This is a genomic window from Pseudomonas ceruminis, from assembly GCF_021602025.1.
Classification (GTDB): domain Bacteria; phylum Pseudomonadota; class Gammaproteobacteria; order Pseudomonadales; family Pseudomonadaceae; genus Aquipseudomonas; species Aquipseudomonas ceruminis.
The window spans coordinates 18,169-34,589 of the sequence record NZ_BQHW01000022.1 but is presented as its reverse complement, the minus strand read 5'-3'; the positions used below and the strand labels follow the sequence as shown (position 1 = coordinate 34,589).

Here is a 16,421-nt window from a genome sequence, read left to right as displayed (position 1 = left end):
AGGCTGCGAGCCGGGACGCCCGCCGAAAAATAGCCGGGAATTGTACCTCAACCAGCGGGGATATGGGAGATTCCTCTGACGCACGATACAGGCCGACGCCCGCAAAGAATTGTGAACGCTCATGAAAAAGGGCAGCCGAAGCTGCCCTTTCCTGCCTACAACCCAGCTTATTCAGCCAACTTGAAGGTGATGAAGCTTGCGCGGCCTTGACGCAACACGCGCATGGACACCGAACGGTTCTTCGGCAGGTCCTTGGCGATTTCGGTGAACTGCTTGGCCGAGGTGATCGCCTGGTTGTTCAGGTGGCTGATGACGTCACCCGGACGCAGGCCGATCAGGGCCGCCGGGCCATCCTGGACCTCTTTGATGACTACGCCGCCCTTGAGCTCCAGCGATTTCTTCTGCTCGGCGGTCAGGTCGGAGACGGAAACGCCCAGGCGGTTGCTGCTGCGCTCGGCGCTGCCGTCCGCACCGGTGCCAGTACCAACGTCGGCATCATCATCGGGCATCGCGCCAATGGTCACGTCGAGGTTCTGACGCTTGCCGTTGCGAATGATCTCCAATTTGGCTTTGGCGCCATCTTTCAGGGTGCCGACCAGGTGCGGCAGGTCTGCCGACATGATGATCGGCTGGCCGTTCATGCTCAGGATCACATCACCCACCTGCAGACCGCTCTTGGCTGCCGGGCCGTCTTCCAGGACCTGGGCCACCAGGGCACCAGCCGGTTTGTCCAGGCCGAAGGATTCAGCCAGGTCCTTGTTGACCTCCTGGATCACCACACCCAGCCAACCGCGGCTGACCTTGCCGTCTTTCTTCAACTGGTTGGACACATCGATGGCCACATCGATCGGAATGGCGAAGGACAGACCCATGAAGCCACCTGAACGGGTGAAGATCTGCGAGTTGATGCCCACGACCTCGCCGTTCATGTTGAACAGCGGGCCGCCGGAGTTGCCTGGGTTGATAGCCACGTCAGTCTGAATGAACGGCACGTAGGTGTCGTTTGGCAAGGTACGGCCCTTGGCACTGACGATACCTTTGGTCACAGAGTGATCGAAGCCGAACGGCGAACCGATAGCCAGTACCCACTCGCCCACCTTGAGCTTCTCGGAGTCGCCCAGCTTGACGGTTGGCAGGTTCTTGCCCTCGACCTTGAGCAGCGCCACATCGGTGCGCGGGTCGGTGCCGACCAGCTTGGCCTGCAGCTCGCTGCGGTCCGACAGGCGGACGATGATCTCGTCGGCATCGGCAACCACATGGTTGTTGGTCAACACGTAGCCGTCACTGGAAATGATGAAGCCCGAGCCCAGGGATTGCGCCTCACGCTGGCGATCACCACGCGGAGAACGGGGCTGCTGTGGCATGTTGCGCTCGAAGAACTCGCGGAACATCGGCGGCAGGCCTTCGAGGTCCGGCATCTGCCCGGAGGCGACGCGGCGGTCAGGCAGTTTCTGCTTGGTACTGATGTTGACCACTGCCGGCGAGGCCTGCTCGACCAGAGTGGTGAAGTCCGGCAGGGCTTCCTCGGCCTGGGCGCTGAGCACCTGACCGAGCATCAGCACGGCGGCGAACATCGATAGGTAGGATTTCAAGCGTGGTATTGACATACGGCTCCCGTCACAACGAGCGTAGTTAGCGTAAGACCCCTGCAGAAGCAGGAAAGGCCAGACTCCAAGAAGCCTGACCTATAGAAAATTTACAGATGGATTGCAAATGACAATGCTTTAATTTCATTTCAGCCGCATGTCCGCGCACCTTGGCATAAGCCGAAAAGGCGCGCCATCACTGGCGAGCCTGGGCATCCTGAGGCCGCATCGATAGCGCTACGCGCTCTGCAGTCCCCAGCGGGATTTCGCCCACCACAGTCACCATGATCTTGCCCTTGGGCGTGTTCAGCCGACGCGAAACGGCCACGGTCGGACCAAGCTGGGTGCGCACGTCGGCCCCCGAGTCCTCCTTGACCGGCTCCAGGAACACCGAGAATCGCGCAAGCCCATCGTCGTACATCAAGCTGCTGATCGTGCTATTGCGCGAAGGGTCATGCCGCACGGTGCTGTTGATCAGCTCGAAGCCAGGCGGTAGCCAGTCCGAACGCCAACCGGCGACAGCCGGCATGCTGGCACTGGCCACACGCTCCACGGGCTTGCACGCCGCACTGGCATGCAGGTCTTCGGCAGTGGGCGGGTGATCGGTATCGAGCCTGGTCATCTGGAAGCGCTCGAGCAGTTGCCCCTTGTCGTTGAGCATCAACGACCGCAGTGGCAAACCGGTGCGACGGTCCAGGTGCAGTTCGAACGCATAGCGGTGCTGGTCACGGGGACTCAGCGTGACGATCACGGCATCGCGCCCGGCGACCCGCGACTTGCCTTGCACGCTCAAGTCGTACCAGCTCATCAGTTTCAAGGGATCGAGCATGCGCGGGGCAGCGTCGGGCGGGCTGCTCATTCCACTGGCCAAGGCGCCGCTGATGCACTGAACCTTACCATCCACGCGCACGATTTCCTGGGCCGTGCCGTCGAGCTGCAGAAGCCGCTCGCTGACCTTGCCATCTTCGGCGCGATGCCAGATGTCGTGGGAAGAGAAGCTGCCGTTACGTTCGTAAACGAAGGAGCCCTGGTAACTCTGCTTTTGCTCGGCCTGTGCCAGCTTGTTCAACCATTCGCTCGCTTCGGGCGAGGAGTTGGCCGCCAACGCTGGCACCGTCATGCAGCTGCCTATCAGCAGCGACAGGAGAGGTAGCGCGCGCATGATCCTCCTTACTTAACGGTTTTCCAGGCTGGCGGCGCGGGCATACGGCAAGGCGGTTTCGGTGCCCTTGAGCGCGGATTCCTGCGCATGCTGGCGCAGATAGCCCGGCAAACGCTGGTCCCAGCCGGCCTGGTTCTGCAGCACGCCGTTGGCCATCGGCCCGGTCGGTTGCTCACTGCTTTCACTATAGCCTGCCAATACAGCAGGGCCCTGAGTTTGTGGCATGCTCAGGCCTTGTTGGGCAGGCTGCTGGGAAGCCAGCTCAGCACCGGTGATCTCATCCTGGTTGTACATGCGTACACCGGCCAGCACCGCAACAGTCACCGAGGCGGCAACCGCCAGGCGACCGAGGCTGCGCCATGGGCCCTGCTTGACCTTGGCCGGCACGGCTTCGTCAGCCAATGCAGCAGACACCGCCGAGGCGATATCCAGCTTGGGCAGCAGCAATTCCTTGTGCATCGCTGCGCGAGCCACCTGGTAACGCGACCAGGTAGCACGGGTTTCGGCATCATCGACGGCGTTCAATACCCGACGTAATTCCAGTTCGTCCGCTTCGTTATCCATTACCGCGGACAGCGATTCCTGCAAAGCTTCACGACTCATGGCGGTTCCTCTCTTGGCTGTCGCCGCTGTCTCAGGTTTCCTGCAACAACGGTTGCAGGGCTTTGTCTATGGCCTCCCGAGCGCGGAAGATTCGAGAGCGCACGGTACCCACCGGACATTGCATGACACTGGCAATGTCTTCGTAACTCAACCCATCGAACTCACGCAGGGTCAGGGCCGTACGCAAATCTTCTGGCAGTTGCTGGATGGTGCGATGGACAGTGCCTTCGATTTCATCCCGCAACAACGAGCGCTCTGGGGACTCGAGATCCTTGAGGCCATGATCGCCGTCGTAAAACTCCGCATCCTCGGAGCTCACATCACTGTCTGGCGGCCGTCTTCCACGGGACACCAGGTAGTTCTTCGCCGTGTTGATGGCGATGCGGTACAGCCAGGTATAAAACGCACTGTCACCGCGAAAATTGCCAAGCGCACGGTAAGCCTTGATAAAGGCTTCCTGCGCCACATCCTGGGCCTCGTGGGTATCGTGAACGAACCGCACGATCAACCCGAGAATCTTGTGCTGATACTTCAGCACCAACAGATCGAACGCTCGCCTGTCACCACGCTGTACGCGCTCTACAAGCTGCTGATCCTCTTCCTGGGTTAGCATGAACACTCCTCAGTGAACTCGAAGGAGCGTTGCAACAACCTTCGTTCAGGCTTGCAACCATAGACTCGGGCTTTTCGCAAAAGTTCTCCCCTCCAAGCAAGTTTCCTGCGGCCCTTGGTCGGCTCGCACGGAAGACGCGGCGCGGTCACGGCCGGTTGCGTCGATAATCATTTTTCCGATACGCAAGTGTCAGCCCCCAAAGAGCTGCCGCCCTGCGTCGCCGCGGCAAATTTTGGCGTGCGGGCAGCCTTCATAGGATTTCCAGCCGTGTCGGAAAGTTCCCACGAAGATTGCCGTTACGTCACAGGTGGCATGGAAATTGGCCACCGCAGGCTGCTATAAAGACAGCCCGGCCTCTATTCACGATAGTTTCACAATGCCATCTGCGCGTGACTATTGTGCCGCGCCCCCTTCGAAGATTACTAGTGTCCCGACATGAGCCAACAATTCCAACATGATGTCCTGGTGATCGGCAGCGGCGCCGCCGGTCTCAGCCTGGCACTGAACCTCCCCAGCCACCTGCGCATCGCCGTCCTGAGCAAGGGCGACCTGGCCAATGGCTCGACCTTTTGGGCCCAAGGCGGCGTGGCCGCGGTACTGGACGACACCGATACCGTGCAGTCCCATGTCGAGGATACCCTCAACGCTGGCGGTGGCCTGTGCAACGAAGCGGCAGTGCGTTTTACCGTCGAACACAGCCGCGAAGCCATCCAGTGGCTGATCGAGCAGGGCGTGCCGTTTACCCGCGATGAACATTACAGCGTTGACGATGGCGGTTTCGAATTTCACCTGACCCGTGAGGGCGGCCACAGCCACCGGCGCATCATCCATGCCGCCGATGCCACGGGGGCGGCCATCTTCACCACCCTGCTGGCACAAGCGCGCCAGCGGCCGAACATCGAGCTGCTGGAGCAGCGCGTGGCGGTCGACCTGATTACCGAGCGCCGCCTGGGCCTGCCTGGTGATCGCTGCCTGGGGGCGTATGTACTGAACCGCAATACGGGTGAGGTGGATACCTACGGTGCGCGCTTCACCGTACTGGCCACCGGCGGTGCGGCCAAGGTCTACCTGTACACCAGCAACCCGGACGGCGCCTGCGGCGATGGTATCGCCATGGCCTGGCGTGCCGGTTGCCGGGTGGCGAACCTTGAGTTCAACCAGTTCCACCCGACCTGCCTGTACCACCCGCAGGCGAAGAGTTTCCTGATCACCGAGGCCTTGCGCGGCGAAGGCGCCCTGCTGCGCCTGCCCAATGGCGAACGCTTCATGCCACGCTTCGACCCGCGTGAAGAGCTGGCGCCACGGGACATCGTGGCCCGCGCCATCGACCACGAGATGAAGCGCCTGGGTGTGGACTGCGTGTACCTGGACATCACCCACAAACCGGCCGATTTCATCAAGAGCCATTTCCCCACCGTCTACGAGCGCTGCCTGACGTTCGGCATCGACATCACGCGCCAGCCGATCCCCGTGGTACCGGCCGCCCACTACACCTGTGGCGGGGTAATGGTCGATGACCGGGGCCACACCGACGTGCCCGGCCTGTATGCCATCGGCGAAACCAGCTTCACCGGCCTGCATGGTGCAAACCGTATGGCCAGCAACTCGTTGCTCGAGTGCTTCGTCTATGGCCGCGCCGCTGCAGCGGACATCCAGGCGCACCTTGATGAGATCGGCATGCCCAGCGCCCTGCCCTGCTGGGACGCCAGCCAGGTCACCGACTCGGATGAAGACGTGATCATTGCGCACAACTGGGACGAGCTTCGGCGATTCATGTGGGACTACGTGGGCATCGTGCGCACCAGCAAACGCCTGCAGCGTGCCGAGCACCGCATTCGCCTGCTACTGGACGAAATCGACGAGTTCTACAGCAACTACAAAGTCAGCCGCGACCTGATCGAACTGCGCAACCTGGCCCAGGTGGCCGAGCTGATGATTCGTTCGGCGATGCAGCGCAAGGAGAGCCGCGGCTTGCATTACACCCTGGATTACCCTGGGATGCTGCCAGAGGCCCAGGACACCATCCTCAGCCCACTCTGAAGTCGATCGGATACCGCGCAACGCAGGGGAACGCTTCGCGCCCCCTGCCCTCGGGGTAATACCGTCGTGACCTAAGCCCCACGGACCTCGGCCCAGCGTCGCCGACTGAACTTCAACCGCACCCGCAATCGCCGATGCGCATCCGCCGCCAACGCATCCCCAAGTACGCACTGGCTCTGGCCGAACCATCGCCCCGCCCGCTCAAAGCGCAACACCACCAGCCCCGGCAACGCCACGCTGTCCCGGCACAGGCGCACCGGCTGCCACCCGCAGGCACGGTTAAGCACCTGCCACCCGCGCACATCACGGCGCAAGCCGACAACGGCATGCTCATGGGTCAACAGGATACGTCGGGGGATGGCCCAACACGCGTGGGCAATACAGGCGGCGATAACGAAAGGGGCCAGCCAACCAGGCAGCGGGCTCGCCCATACGGCAAGCCACGCTGGCACCTGGCAAGCCAGGTAGGCCGTCAGCAACAGGCGCGAGCCTTGCCAACGGCACTCGAAGCACTCACTTGGGCTGGACACGGTCCAGAATGATGCGAACCATGCGCTGCAGCTCCGGGTCTTCGGACTCGGTACGCTCCATGAACCAGCCGAACATGTCCTGATCTTCGCAGCTCAACAGGCGAACATAGAGTTCGCGGTCGGCTTCGCTCAGGCTCGGGTAGACCTCCTGGGTGAATGGCACCAGCAGTACGTCCAGTTCCAGCATGCCGCGGCGGCTGTGCCAGAAAAGCCGGTTGAGTTCAGTTTGTTCGACCATGGGGCCCTCCTCGAATGGGCGGCCAGTATACAGCCAGGCGAACGAAGCGGCACAGGGCGTTGGTCTAGTCACCTACCTATTTTGTTACTGGCGTTCTATGATGGCCGTCAGTCTTTAGCCACCGCGATGACCCATGGCCGATTCCGCTTTCTTCAGCCCCCTGTCCCACGAGGGCATCCTCGCCGTCCGCGGCTCCGACGCCGGCAAGTTCCTGCAGGGCCAGCTGACCTGCAACATCAACTATCTCAGCCTCGAGCACGCCAGCCTGGGCGCCCGCTGCATGGTCAAGGGCCGCATGCAGTCGAGCTTCCGCATTCTGCCCGAGGGCAACGGTTACCTGCTGGCCATGGCCAGCGACCTGCTCGAGCCGCAACTGGCCGACCTGAAGAAATACGCCGTTTTCTCCAAGGCCACGCTCTGCGATGAAAGTGCCGCCTGGGCACGTTTCGGCCTGCAGGGCGGTGCCACGGCGTTACAGGCACTGGGCCTTGAGGTGCCGGCCAACGCCGGCGCCACCGTGCGCCATGAAGGCCTGATCGCCATTGCCGTCTCGGACGGTCGCACCGAGCTGTGGGTGCCAGCCGACCAGGCGGCCGGCGTGCGCGAAAAACTGGCCGCCACCTTACCCGAAGGCAGCCTCAATGACTGGTTGCTGGGGCAGATCCGTGCCGGCATCGGCCAGGTCATGGGCCCGACTCGCGAGCTGTTCATCCCACAGATGATCAACCTGCAGGCAGTCGATGGCGTGAGCTTCAAGAAAGGGTGCTACACCGGGCAGGAAATCGTCGCCCGCATGCAGTACCTGGGCAAACTCAAGCGTCGTCTGTACCGCCTGGCGCTCGATCAGCAAGACGTCCCTGCCCCAGGTGCCGAAATATTCTCGCCCACTCACGGCTCGTCGGTCGGTGAAGTGGTCATTGCCGCCAGCACGGGCCAGGGCTGCGAACTGCTCGGCGTCTTGACTGCCGAAGCGGTGGAAGACGGCAACCTGCACCTGGGCAGCCTGCAAGGCCCACGCCTGCAAGTGCTGAGCCTGCCTTACGAACTGGACCGCGACCGGGAAATCCAGCGCTGACCAGCCCGCCCCGCCCAAGGCGGGGTCGCACCACTGCAACAGAGAAGTTCATGAACAAGCTGGCCGAGATGGTTCAAGCGCACTTGCTCACCGCCATCGACAACGATGACCTGGTCTTGCCAACGCTGCCGGAAGTTGCCCTGAGCATCCGCGAAGCCGCCGAGGATACCGAGATCAGCGTTGCCGCCCTGAGCAAAGTGATCGGCCGCGACGCAGCCCTTTCGGCACGCCTGATCAAGGTAGTCAACAGCCCGCTGCTGCGCGCAGCGGTCGAGGTTACCGATCTGCACACTGCCATCACCCGCCTGGGCATCAACTACAGCTGCAACCTGGCCATCGGCCTGGTAATCGAGCAGATCTTCCATGCTCGCTCGCCTGCGGTGGAGCAAAAGCTGCGGGATATCTGGGCCAACAGCCTGGAAGTGGCAGGCATCAGTTACGAGCTGTGCCGTCGTTACACGCAGCTCAAACCCGATCAGGCGACACTGGGTGGCCTGGTCAACCAGATCGGCGCGCTACCGGTGCTGATTTATGCCGAAGAGCACAACGAGCTGCTCTCCGATCCGGTCTGCCTGCACTATGTGATCGAGCAGATCCAGCCGGTGTTGGGGGACAAGATCCTTTCCGCATGGGAATTCCCGGAGCAATTGGTCAACCTGCCAAGCCAGGTGCAGGACCTGGACCGCTGCACCACCAAGGTCGACTACATCGACGTGGTGCAGATTGCCCGTTGCCTCAGCCAGCGTGGGCGCAGCCGGCCACTGGCGGCGCTGCCAGCCTATCGCCACCTGGGGTTGCCGTTTGGCACCGAGCTGGAGATCGGTGAGCTGCTGGAAGCGCGGAGTATGTTGCGCTGAGCTTGCTGCGCGTCAATCCGCTATGAAGCTCACCCGTACTTTCAATCCGCCATTCTCACCGTCATGCAGGCTGATCTGGGCCAGGTGCGCACGGCAGATCTCCCCGACGATGGCCAGGCCCAAACCACTCCCCTGGGCACTGCGCCGATAGAAGCGCTCGAATACCCGTTCGCGCTCATCCTCGGGAATTCCCGGCCCGTCATCCTCCACCTCGAGCACTGCAGGGGCCAACACCCGCAGGATTACATTGCCCCCTGCCGGCGTATGCGCCAATGCGTTGTCCACCAGGTTGCTCAACAGTTCGTTGAGCAAGGTCGGCTCGCCCTTCAGCCAGACCGGTGCCTGCGCCTCCAGTGCCAGCGCCACACCTCGGTTGTGGGCCAGCGGCGCCATGGCCATCCCCAGCTCGCGGGCCAGTTGGCTCAGGTCCAGGCGCTGCGCGCCCCCTTCGGCAATGGCCCGGGCGCCGTTCTCCACCCGCGCCAGCGACAGCAACTGGTTGGCCAGGTGGGTCAGGCGATCGGTGCCCTGGGCCGCAGACTCCAGGGTCTGGCGCCACTCGTCGGGGTGCTGCGAACGCAGGCCCAATTCGACCCGCGCCTTGAGCGCTGCCAGCGGCGTGCGCAACTCGTGGGCTGCCTCGGCGATGAACTGTGCCTGGCGCTCGAACTGGCCACGCAACCGCTGCGTGAAGTGGTTCAACGCGCGCACCAGCGGGCCAAGCTCACGCTGCACCTGCACCACCGGCAACGCACGCAGGTCATCGGGCTGGCGCTCTTCGACTGCCGTGCGCAGCCGCTCCAACGGGCGCAGCGCGGCACTCACCGCAAACCACACCATCACCAATGCCCCCAGCGCCAGCATGCCCAGACGCAGCAAGGTATCGGCCATCAACCCACGCGCCATGCGCACCCGTGCCTCTTCGGTCTCGGCCACGCGGATCTCGGCCATGCCATTCATGTTCGGCTCGCTCACCGCCCTGAGCAGGCTGACCACGCGCACGTCCTGGCCCAGATAGGTCGCGTTGTAGAACCGTGCCAGCGCCGGATAGTCATCGGTGCGCGGCGTCCCAGGCGGCGGCGGCGGAAGTTTTTCGTAGCCCGAGATCAGCTTCTGGTTGATGTCCAGCACCTGATAGTAGATACGCCCGGCACTGTCATAGGCGAACGTGTCCAGCGCCACGTAGGGCACATCCGCGCTCAGGGTACCGTCGCGCTGGGACAGGCCCGCGGCAATGGTCCGCGCCGAGGCCAGCAAGGTACGGTCATAGGCGGTGTCGGCCGCTTCGCGGCCATTCCAGTATGCGCTGAGGCCGCTGGCCAGCATCAGCACCACCAACAGCAGCGCCAGGTTGCCCACCAGCCTCCCACGCAGGCTGCCGTTATCCCGCATCACGGTGCTCGAGCAGGTAGCCCAGGCCGCGGAAGGTCACAATGGCAACCGGCTGGCCATCGAGCTTCTTGCGCAGGCGGTGGATATAGATTTCGATGGCATCCGGGCTGGCTTCTTCATCCAGGCCGAATACCTGGGCGGCCAACTGTTCCTTGCTCATCACCCGGCCAGGGCGGGCGATCAGCGCTTGAAGCACACTTTGCTCGCGAGAGGTCAGCGTCAGGTTGTCTTCGCCGAGGGTGAAGCGCCGTGTGTCGAGGTCGTACACCAGCGGGCCGCAGCGCTGCTGGCGCTCCCCGCCGAGCACGCTACGCCGCAGCAGGGCTTTTACCCGCGCTTCCAGCTCGGTCAGTTCGAAGGGCTTGGCCAGGTAATCGTCCGCCCCGAGATTCAACCCATGGACCCGGTCCTTCACATCGCTGCGCGCGGTGAGCATCAGCACCGGCAGGGTCTTGCCACGGCCACGCAGGCGCGCCAGCACTTCAAAACCGTCCATGCGCGGCAGGCCGACGTCGAGCACGGCAACGGCGTACTCCTCGCTGGCCAGGGCCAGGTCGGCGGCCACGCCGTCATGCAGCACATCCACGGTCAGCCCAAGGCTCTTAAGGGCCTGGGCCACGCTTTCGGCCAATTGCAGATGGTCTTCGACCAGCAGCACACGCATCGGTTTCTCCCCTGCTCGGGTGGGACGGTGGCGCGGAGTGTACCGCTGTCGCCCGGCCTGTGAAGCCCTTGTAACAAACCTTTCTCGCTGAAAGGTTAGTGAAAGGTTCGTTACCTAGCATCGCACCACGGTCGCTCCACGCGCCGAAAAAAGCACCAGCAAGGTGCAACGAATAAGAACAATAAACGGAGTCAACCCGATGCTGTCATCGCAGCCGCAGGCGTTCGCGCCTACCCGTTCCCTGTCCGCACGCCCTTCTGCCATCGCCAGTGCCCTTGCACTTGCCGGTGTCGCCCCGATGAGCCAGGCCGCCTTTTTCGAAGACAGCACGGCAACCTTCGAAACCCGCAACATGTACTTCAACCGCGACTTCCGCGATGGCACCAGCGCGCAGCAATCCAAGCGTGACGAATGGGCCCAGGGCTTCATGCTCAACTTCGAGTCCGGTTACACCGATGGCACCGTGGGCTTTGGCCTGGACGCGCTGGGCATGCTGGGCATCAAGCTCGACTCCAGCCCCGACCGCACCGACACCGGCCTGCTGCCCACCCACGATGATGGCAAGGCCGCCAACGAGTACTCCAAGCTGGGCCTGACCGGCAAGATCAAGGTTTCCAGCACCGAACTGAAAGTCGGTACGCTGATCCCTGAACTGCCAACCCTGCAGCCCAACGATGGGCGCATTCTGCCGCAGACCTTCGAGGGCGGCCTGGTTACCTCCAGGGAGATCAAGCACCTCACCTTCACCGGCGGCCGCCTGGAAAAGGTCAAGGACCGCAACGACACCAACTGGGAAGACCTGGCCCTGAACAACAAGAACGGTCGCTTCGGCGGGACCTTCTCGGCCGACCACTTCGACCTGGCCGGTGTCGATTACCAGTTCACCGATCGCATCACCGGCAGCTACCACTTCGCCCAGCTGGACGACATCTACCGCCAGCACTTCCTCGGCATGGTCGCCACCCAGCCCTGGGGCCCGGGCACCTTCGGCGCCGACCTGCGCCTGGCGGTGAGTGACGACCAGGGCCAGGCCAAGGCCGGCAAGATCGACAACACCACCGTCAACGGCATGCTCAGCTACGCCCTGGCCGGCCACAAAGTGAGCGCCGCCTACCAGCACCTGTCGGGTGACAGTGCCTTCCCCTATATCGATGGCGCCGACCCGTACCTGGTCAACTTCGTCCAGATCAACGATTTCGCCGGTGCCGACGAGCGCTCCTGGCAAGTGCGCTACGACTACAACTTCGCGGCGCTCGGCGTCCCGGGGCTGACCTTCATGACCCGCTATATCAACGGCGACAACGTCAGCCGCGCCGATGGCAGCGAGGGCAAAGAGTGGGAGCGCAATACCGAATTCAAGTACGTGGTACAAAGCGGCCCGTTGAAAAACGTCGCCGTGCGCCTGCGCAATGCCACCTTCCGCTCGAACTTCGCCCGCGACGCGGACGAGGTGCGGCTGCTGGTGAGCTACAGCGTGGCCCTGTGGTAACCCATAACAACAACGTTCACGGAGATAGACGATGACCTTTTCACTGCGCCGCCTCGTCCTGGCTACCGGTTGCCTGCTGTTGGCCGGTAACGCGTTCGCTGCCGAACCCAAACGCCCTGAATGCATCGCCCCCGCCTCGCCTGGCGGTGGTTTCGACCTGACCTGCAAGCTGGTGCAGAGCGCCCTGGTGCAGGAAAAGATCCTCAGCAAGCCGATGCGGGTCACCTACATGCCCGGCGGTGTCGGTGCAGTGGCCTACAACGCGGTGGTCGCCCAGCGCCCGGCCGATGCCGGCACCCTGGTGGCCTGGTCCAGCGGTTCGCTGTTGAACCTGGCCCAGGGCAAGTTCGGCCGCTTCGACGAAAACGCCGTGAAATGGCTGGCCGCAGTCGGCACCAGTTACGGCGCCATCGCGGTGAAAAGCGATTCGCCCTACAAAACCCTTGATGACCTTGTTGCGGCGCTGAAACAAGACCCGGGCAAGGTGGTAATCGGATCGGGGGGCACCGTCGGCAGCCAGGACTGGATGCAGACCGCGCTGATCGCCAAGGCCGCAGGCATCAACCCGCGCGACCTGCGCTACGTTGCCCTGGAAGGCGGCGGCGAAATCGCTACCGCATTGCTGGGTGGCCATATCCAGGTCGGCTCCACCGATATTTCCGACTCCATGCCGCACATCCAGAGCGGCAACATGCGGATCCTCGCGGTGTTCGCGGAAAAGCGCCTGGACGAGCCGGAAATGAAGGACATACCGACCGCCAAGGAACAGGGCTACGACATTGTCTGGCCAGTCGTGCGCGGCTTCTACCTTGGGCCGAAGGTGAGCGATGAGGACTACGCCTGGTGGAAGCAGTCGTTCGACTCGATGCTGGCCTCCGAGGATTTCGCCAAGTTGCGTGACCAGCGTGAGCTGTTCCCGTTTGCCATGACCGGTGAAGAGCTGGATGGCTATGTGAAGAAACAGGTGGCGGACTACAAGGCACTGGCCAAGGAATTTGGGCTGATTCAGTAAATCGCCGATTACCTGAACCGATCCCTGTGGGAGCGGGCTTGCCCCGCGAAACTGACACCGCGGTGCCGGTATTCGCGGGGCGAGCCCGCTCCCACAAAGTCCGCGCCCAATGAGGATTTACTCATGATCCTGCAACGTATCTTCGCCCTGGCTCTGCTGGCGGTGTGCGCCGCCCTGGCCGTCATGGCCTGGCCCTACCAGGCCGCGTTTTCCTACGAACCGGTCGGCCCCCGCGCCTACCCATTGCTGATGCTCGGCCTGATGGGCCTTGGCCTGCTCTACCTCGCCATTCGCCCGACCCCGATCGTGCGCAAGGACGACGAGCCCGAACTTGACCGCGAAACCCTGCTGAAGATCACCGCCTGCGTCGGTTTGCTGATCCTCTTCGCCAGCACCTTCGAAACCTTGGGCTTCATCGTCAGCGCCATCCTGGTTGGCATCCCCATGGCCCGCCTGTATGGCGGCCGCTGGCTGTTCAGCAGCGTCGTGGTGGTCGGCATGAGCCTGTTCCTGTACTGGCTGTTCGACCGCGTAATGGATGTGCCCCTGCCCCTTGGCCTGCTGAGCGTACTGGAGAACTGACACATGGATACCTTGAGCTACCTGGGCCAGGGCTTCGGCGTGGCCTTGAGCCCGTACAACCTGGTCACCGCCCTGTCGGGCACCTTGATCGGCACCGTCGTCGGCCTGCTGCCGGGGCTGGGCCCAATCAACGGCGTGGCACTGCTCATCCCCATCGCCTTCGCCCTCGGCTTGCCGCCGGAGTCGGCGCTCATCCTGTTGGCCGCGGTGTACCTGGGCTGTGAATACGGCGGGCGCATCAGCTCGATCCTGTTGAACATTCCTGGCGAAGCTTCGACCGTGATGACCACCCTGGACGGCTACCCAATGGCCCGCAAGGGCCTGGCCGGCGTGGCCCTGTCGCTGTCGGCCTGGAGCTCGTTCATCGGTGCGTTCATTGCCACGTGCGGCATGGTGCTGTTTGCCCCACTGCTGGCCAAATGGGCCATTGCCTTCGGCCCGGCGGAGTACTTCGTACTGATGGTGTTCGCCATCGTCTGCCTCGGCGGTATGGCCGGTGACAAACCACTGAAAACCTTTATCGCCGCGCTGATCGGCCTGTTCCTGTCGGCAGTGGGCATCGATGCCAACAGTGGCGTGTACCGCTTCACCGGTGACAGCGTGCACCTGGCCGACGGCATCCAGTTCGTGGTGCTGGTGCTGGGCCTGTTCTCGATCAGCGAGATTCTCCTGCTGCTGGAGAAGACGCACCATGGCCACCAGGCGGTCAAGGCAACCGGGCGCATGCTGTTCAACTTCAAGGAAGCAGCGTCGGTGTTCGCGGTCAATATCCGCTGCGGCCTGCTCGGTTTCATCATGGGCGTGCTGCCCGGTGCTGGCGCCACCCTGGCCAGTGCGGTTGCCTACATGACCGAAAAGCGCATTGCCGGCACCTCGGGCAACTTCGGCAAGGGTGACGCCCGTGGCTTGGCAGCGCCGGAAACGGCCATCGGCGCCTCGTGCTGTGGCGCCCTGGTGCCGATGCTGACCCTGGGCGTGCCTGGATCGGGCACCACCGCAGTAATGATCGGCGCACTGACCCTGTACAACATCACCCCCGGCCCGCTGCTGTTCGAACAGCAACCAGACATCGTCTGGGGCCTGATCGCTTCGCTGTTCATCGCCAACATCATGCTGGTAATCCTGAACATCCCGATGATCCGCATCTTCACCCGTATCCTCGCCGTGCCGAACTGGGCGCTGGTGCCGGTGATCGCCATCATCACCGCGATCGGTGTGTACGCCGTGCATGCCACCACCTTCGACCTGTTCCTGATGGTCGGCATCGGCATCATGGGCTACATCCTGCGCAAGCTGGACTTCCCGCTGTCGCCGATCCTGCTCGGCTTCATCCTCGGCGGGCTGATGGAGCAGAACCTGCGCCGTGCGCTGTCCATCTCCAACGGAGAACTGGGCATCCTCTGGTCAAGCCCGATCAGCATGGGCGTCTGGGTGCTGGTGGTGTGCATGCTCTGCCTGCCGCTGCTGCGCATCTGGCGCAAACGCAGCCTGCAGCGCCGGGCGATGGCCGATGCCTGATCGGTCGTTGCCGCTGTTCTGGGCGACAGGGCTGGTAGGCCTTGCTGGCGGGTACCTCGCCAGCTGGGTCGGTTGGCCGCTGCCATGGATGGTCGGCTCATTGCTGGCGATCATCCTGGTGCGCTGCCTGACGCCCTGGCAGCTTTCAGAAATCCCCAATGGCCGCAAATGCGGGCAATGCATCATCGGGCTCGGTATCGGCCTGCACTTCACCCCGGCGGTGATCGAGCAAGTGGCTAGCCATTTCGTGCTGATCTTCTGTGCGGCGTTGTTCACGACACTGTCCAGCGTGATCGGTGTGTGGCTGCTGCGGCGCACCGGTGAAGACCGCGCCACGGCGTTTTTCGCCAGCATGCCTGGTGGATCCGGGGAGATGGTCAACCTGGGTGCGCGCAACGGCGCAGTGCTCAGCCAGGTAGCGGCGGCGCAGAGCCTGCGGGTGCTGGCGGTGGTGCTGTGCGTACCGGCGCTGTTCAAGCTGCTGATCGGTGACGGGGTAGCGCTCAATCACGCCGGGAGTGTGAGTTGGGGCTGGCTTGCAGTGATTGCGCCGCTGGGGGTGGCGGTCGGTTTCCTATGGCAGCGCTTGCGCCAACCCAACCCCTGGCTGTTCGGGCCATTGCTGGTGGCGGCTACGTTAAGCCTTGCGGGCAATTTGCAGATTGCTTTGCCCAACGGAGCCAGCCAGATTGGCCAATGGCTGATCGGTAGCGGGCTGGCCTGCCACTTCAACCGCGCATTCTTCCGCCGGGCCCCCTCGTTTCTGGGGCGCACCTTGCTGAGCACGGCGCTGTGCATGCTGGTTGCCGGCAGTGCCGCGTGGGGGTTGAGTGTGATGACGGAGCTGGATCTGCGCTCGCTGACCCTGGGGATGATGCCCGGCGGGATCGCCGAAATGAGCCTCACGGCAGAGACCCTGCAGTTGTCGGTGCCCTTGGTGACGGCATTGCAGGTGATGCGCTTGCTGTTCGTACTATTTCTGGCCGAGCCGATGTTCAGGTATTGGGTGAAAGATCAGGGCTGAGGAGCGCTTATCCCATCGCCGGAGGTGTTTACCGGC

16 protein-coding genes are annotated in these 16,421 nt (G+C 63.1%); 8 read left to right on the top strand and 8 right to left on the bottom strand.

What is annotated here, in order from left to right:
• Window positions 1–167 precede the first annotated feature (167 nt).
• From L6D80_RS22165 to rpoE, 4 genes are all read right to left on the bottom strand, one after another.
• Window positions 168–1,574 (bottom strand): DegQ family serine endoprotease, encoded by a 1,407-nt coding sequence (locus L6D80_RS22165; protein ID WP_371418614.1) that lies wholly within the window; start codon window positions 1,572–1,574, stop codon window positions 168–170.
• A 208-nt stretch (window positions 1,575–1,782) separates the two neighbouring features.
• On the bottom strand, window positions 1,783–2,748 hold the full coding sequence (locus tag L6D80_RS22160; protein ID WP_176515274.1) for a MucB/RseB C-terminal domain-containing protein: 966 nt from the start codon (window positions 2,746–2,748) through the stop codon (window positions 1,783–1,785).
• A 12-nt stretch (window positions 2,749–2,760) separates the two neighbouring features.
• Window positions 2,761–3,351, bottom strand: a complete 591-nt coding sequence (locus L6D80_RS22155; protein ID WP_054899401.1) for a sigma-E factor negative regulatory protein — start codon at window positions 3,349–3,351, stop codon at window positions 2,761–2,763.
• Window positions 3,352–3,382: 31 nt separating this feature from the next.
• A complete protein-coding gene (gene rpoE, locus L6D80_RS22150) occupies window positions 3,383–3,964 on the bottom strand; it encodes an RNA polymerase sigma factor RpoE/AlgU (RefSeq protein ID WP_003252049.1) in 582 nt (193 codons plus the stop codon).
• 435 nt (window positions 3,965–4,399) lie between these two features.
• On the opposite strand from rpoE, the gene nadB reads away from it, so the two are divergent.
• Complete coding sequence (gene nadB, locus L6D80_RS22145; protein WP_176515276.1) at window positions 4,400–6,004, top strand: L-aspartate oxidase; 1,605 nt, start codon at window positions 4,400–4,402, stop codon at window positions 6,002–6,004.
• 71 nt (window positions 6,005–6,075) lie between these two features.
• Here nadB and L6D80_RS22140 read toward each other — a convergent pair whose 3' ends face one another.
• Both L6D80_RS22140 and L6D80_RS22135 read right to left on the bottom strand, forming a co-directional pair.
• Window positions 6,076–6,534 (bottom strand): protein YgfX, encoded by a 459-nt coding sequence (locus L6D80_RS22140; protein WP_176515278.1) that lies wholly within the window; start codon window positions 6,532–6,534, stop codon window positions 6,076–6,078.
• The gene (locus L6D80_RS22135; RefSeq protein ID WP_054899398.1) at window positions 6,518–6,772 is read right to left on the bottom strand and encodes an FAD assembly factor SdhE; all 255 of its coding nucleotides are present in this window, start codon (window positions 6,770–6,772) and stop codon (window positions 6,518–6,520) included. Before L6D80_RS22135 ends, L6D80_RS22140 begins: the two co-directional genes overlap by 17 nt.
• 133 nt (window positions 6,773–6,905) lie before the next feature.
• Here L6D80_RS22135 and ygfZ point away from each other — a divergent pair, with 133 nt between their 5' ends.
• Together ygfZ and L6D80_RS22125 are read left to right on the top strand one after the other, a co-directional pair.
• Window positions 6,906–7,847: a CAF17-like 4Fe-4S cluster assembly/insertion protein YgfZ gene (ygfZ, locus tag L6D80_RS22130; RefSeq protein ID WP_176515280.1), complete on the top strand. Its 942-nt coding sequence runs from the start codon at window positions 6,906–6,908 to the stop codon at window positions 7,845–7,847.
• 50 nt (window positions 7,848–7,897) lie between these two features.
• On the top strand, window positions 7,898–8,704 hold the full coding sequence (locus L6D80_RS22125; protein ID WP_176515282.1) for an HDOD domain-containing protein: 807 nt from the start codon (window positions 7,898–7,900) through the stop codon (window positions 8,702–8,704).
• 12 nt (window positions 8,705–8,716) lie between these two features.
• Here the strand turns inward: L6D80_RS22125 and L6D80_RS22120 are convergent, their stop codons facing one another.
• Entirely contained in the window at window positions 8,717–10,096 is a 1,380-nt protein-coding gene (locus tag L6D80_RS22120) for a sensor histidine kinase (protein ID WP_054899395.1), read from the bottom strand.
• The gene (locus L6D80_RS22115; protein ID WP_054899394.1) at window positions 10,086–10,760 is read right to left on the bottom strand and encodes a response regulator; all 675 of its coding nucleotides are present in this window, start codon (window positions 10,758–10,760) and stop codon (window positions 10,086–10,088) included. Before L6D80_RS22115 ends, L6D80_RS22120 begins: the two co-directional genes overlap by 11 nt.
• A gap of 199 nt (window positions 10,761–10,959) precedes the next feature.
• On the opposite strand from L6D80_RS22115, the gene L6D80_RS22110 reads away from it, so the two are divergent.
• From L6D80_RS22110 to L6D80_RS22090, 5 genes are all read left to right on the top strand, one after another.
• The gene (locus L6D80_RS22110) at window positions 10,960–12,249 is read left to right on the top strand and encodes an OprD family porin (protein ID WP_176515284.1); all 1,290 of its coding nucleotides are present in this window, start codon (window positions 10,960–10,962) and stop codon (window positions 12,247–12,249) included.
• Window positions 12,250–12,280: 31 nt separating this feature from the next.
• Window positions 12,281–13,261, top strand: a complete 981-nt coding sequence (locus tag L6D80_RS22105) for a Bug family tripartite tricarboxylate transporter substrate binding protein (RefSeq protein ID WP_176515287.1) — start codon at window positions 12,281–12,283, stop codon at window positions 13,259–13,261.
• Window positions 13,262–13,384: 123 nt separating this feature from the next.
• Entirely contained in the window at window positions 13,385–13,843 is a 459-nt protein-coding gene (locus tag L6D80_RS22100; protein WP_054899391.1) for a tripartite tricarboxylate transporter TctB family protein, read from the top strand.
• A 3-nt stretch (window positions 13,844–13,846) separates the two neighbouring features.
• Window positions 13,847–15,361 (top strand): tripartite tricarboxylate transporter permease, encoded by a 1,515-nt coding sequence (locus L6D80_RS22095; protein ID WP_054899390.1) that lies wholly within the window; start codon window positions 13,847–13,849, stop codon window positions 15,359–15,361.
• Entirely contained in the window at window positions 15,354–16,385 is a 1,032-nt protein-coding gene (locus L6D80_RS22090; RefSeq protein ID WP_054899389.1) for an AbrB family transcriptional regulator, read from the top strand. The genes L6D80_RS22095 and L6D80_RS22090 overlap by 8 nt, the downstream gene beginning before the upstream one ends.
• Window positions 16,386–16,421: the final 36 nt, after the last annotated feature.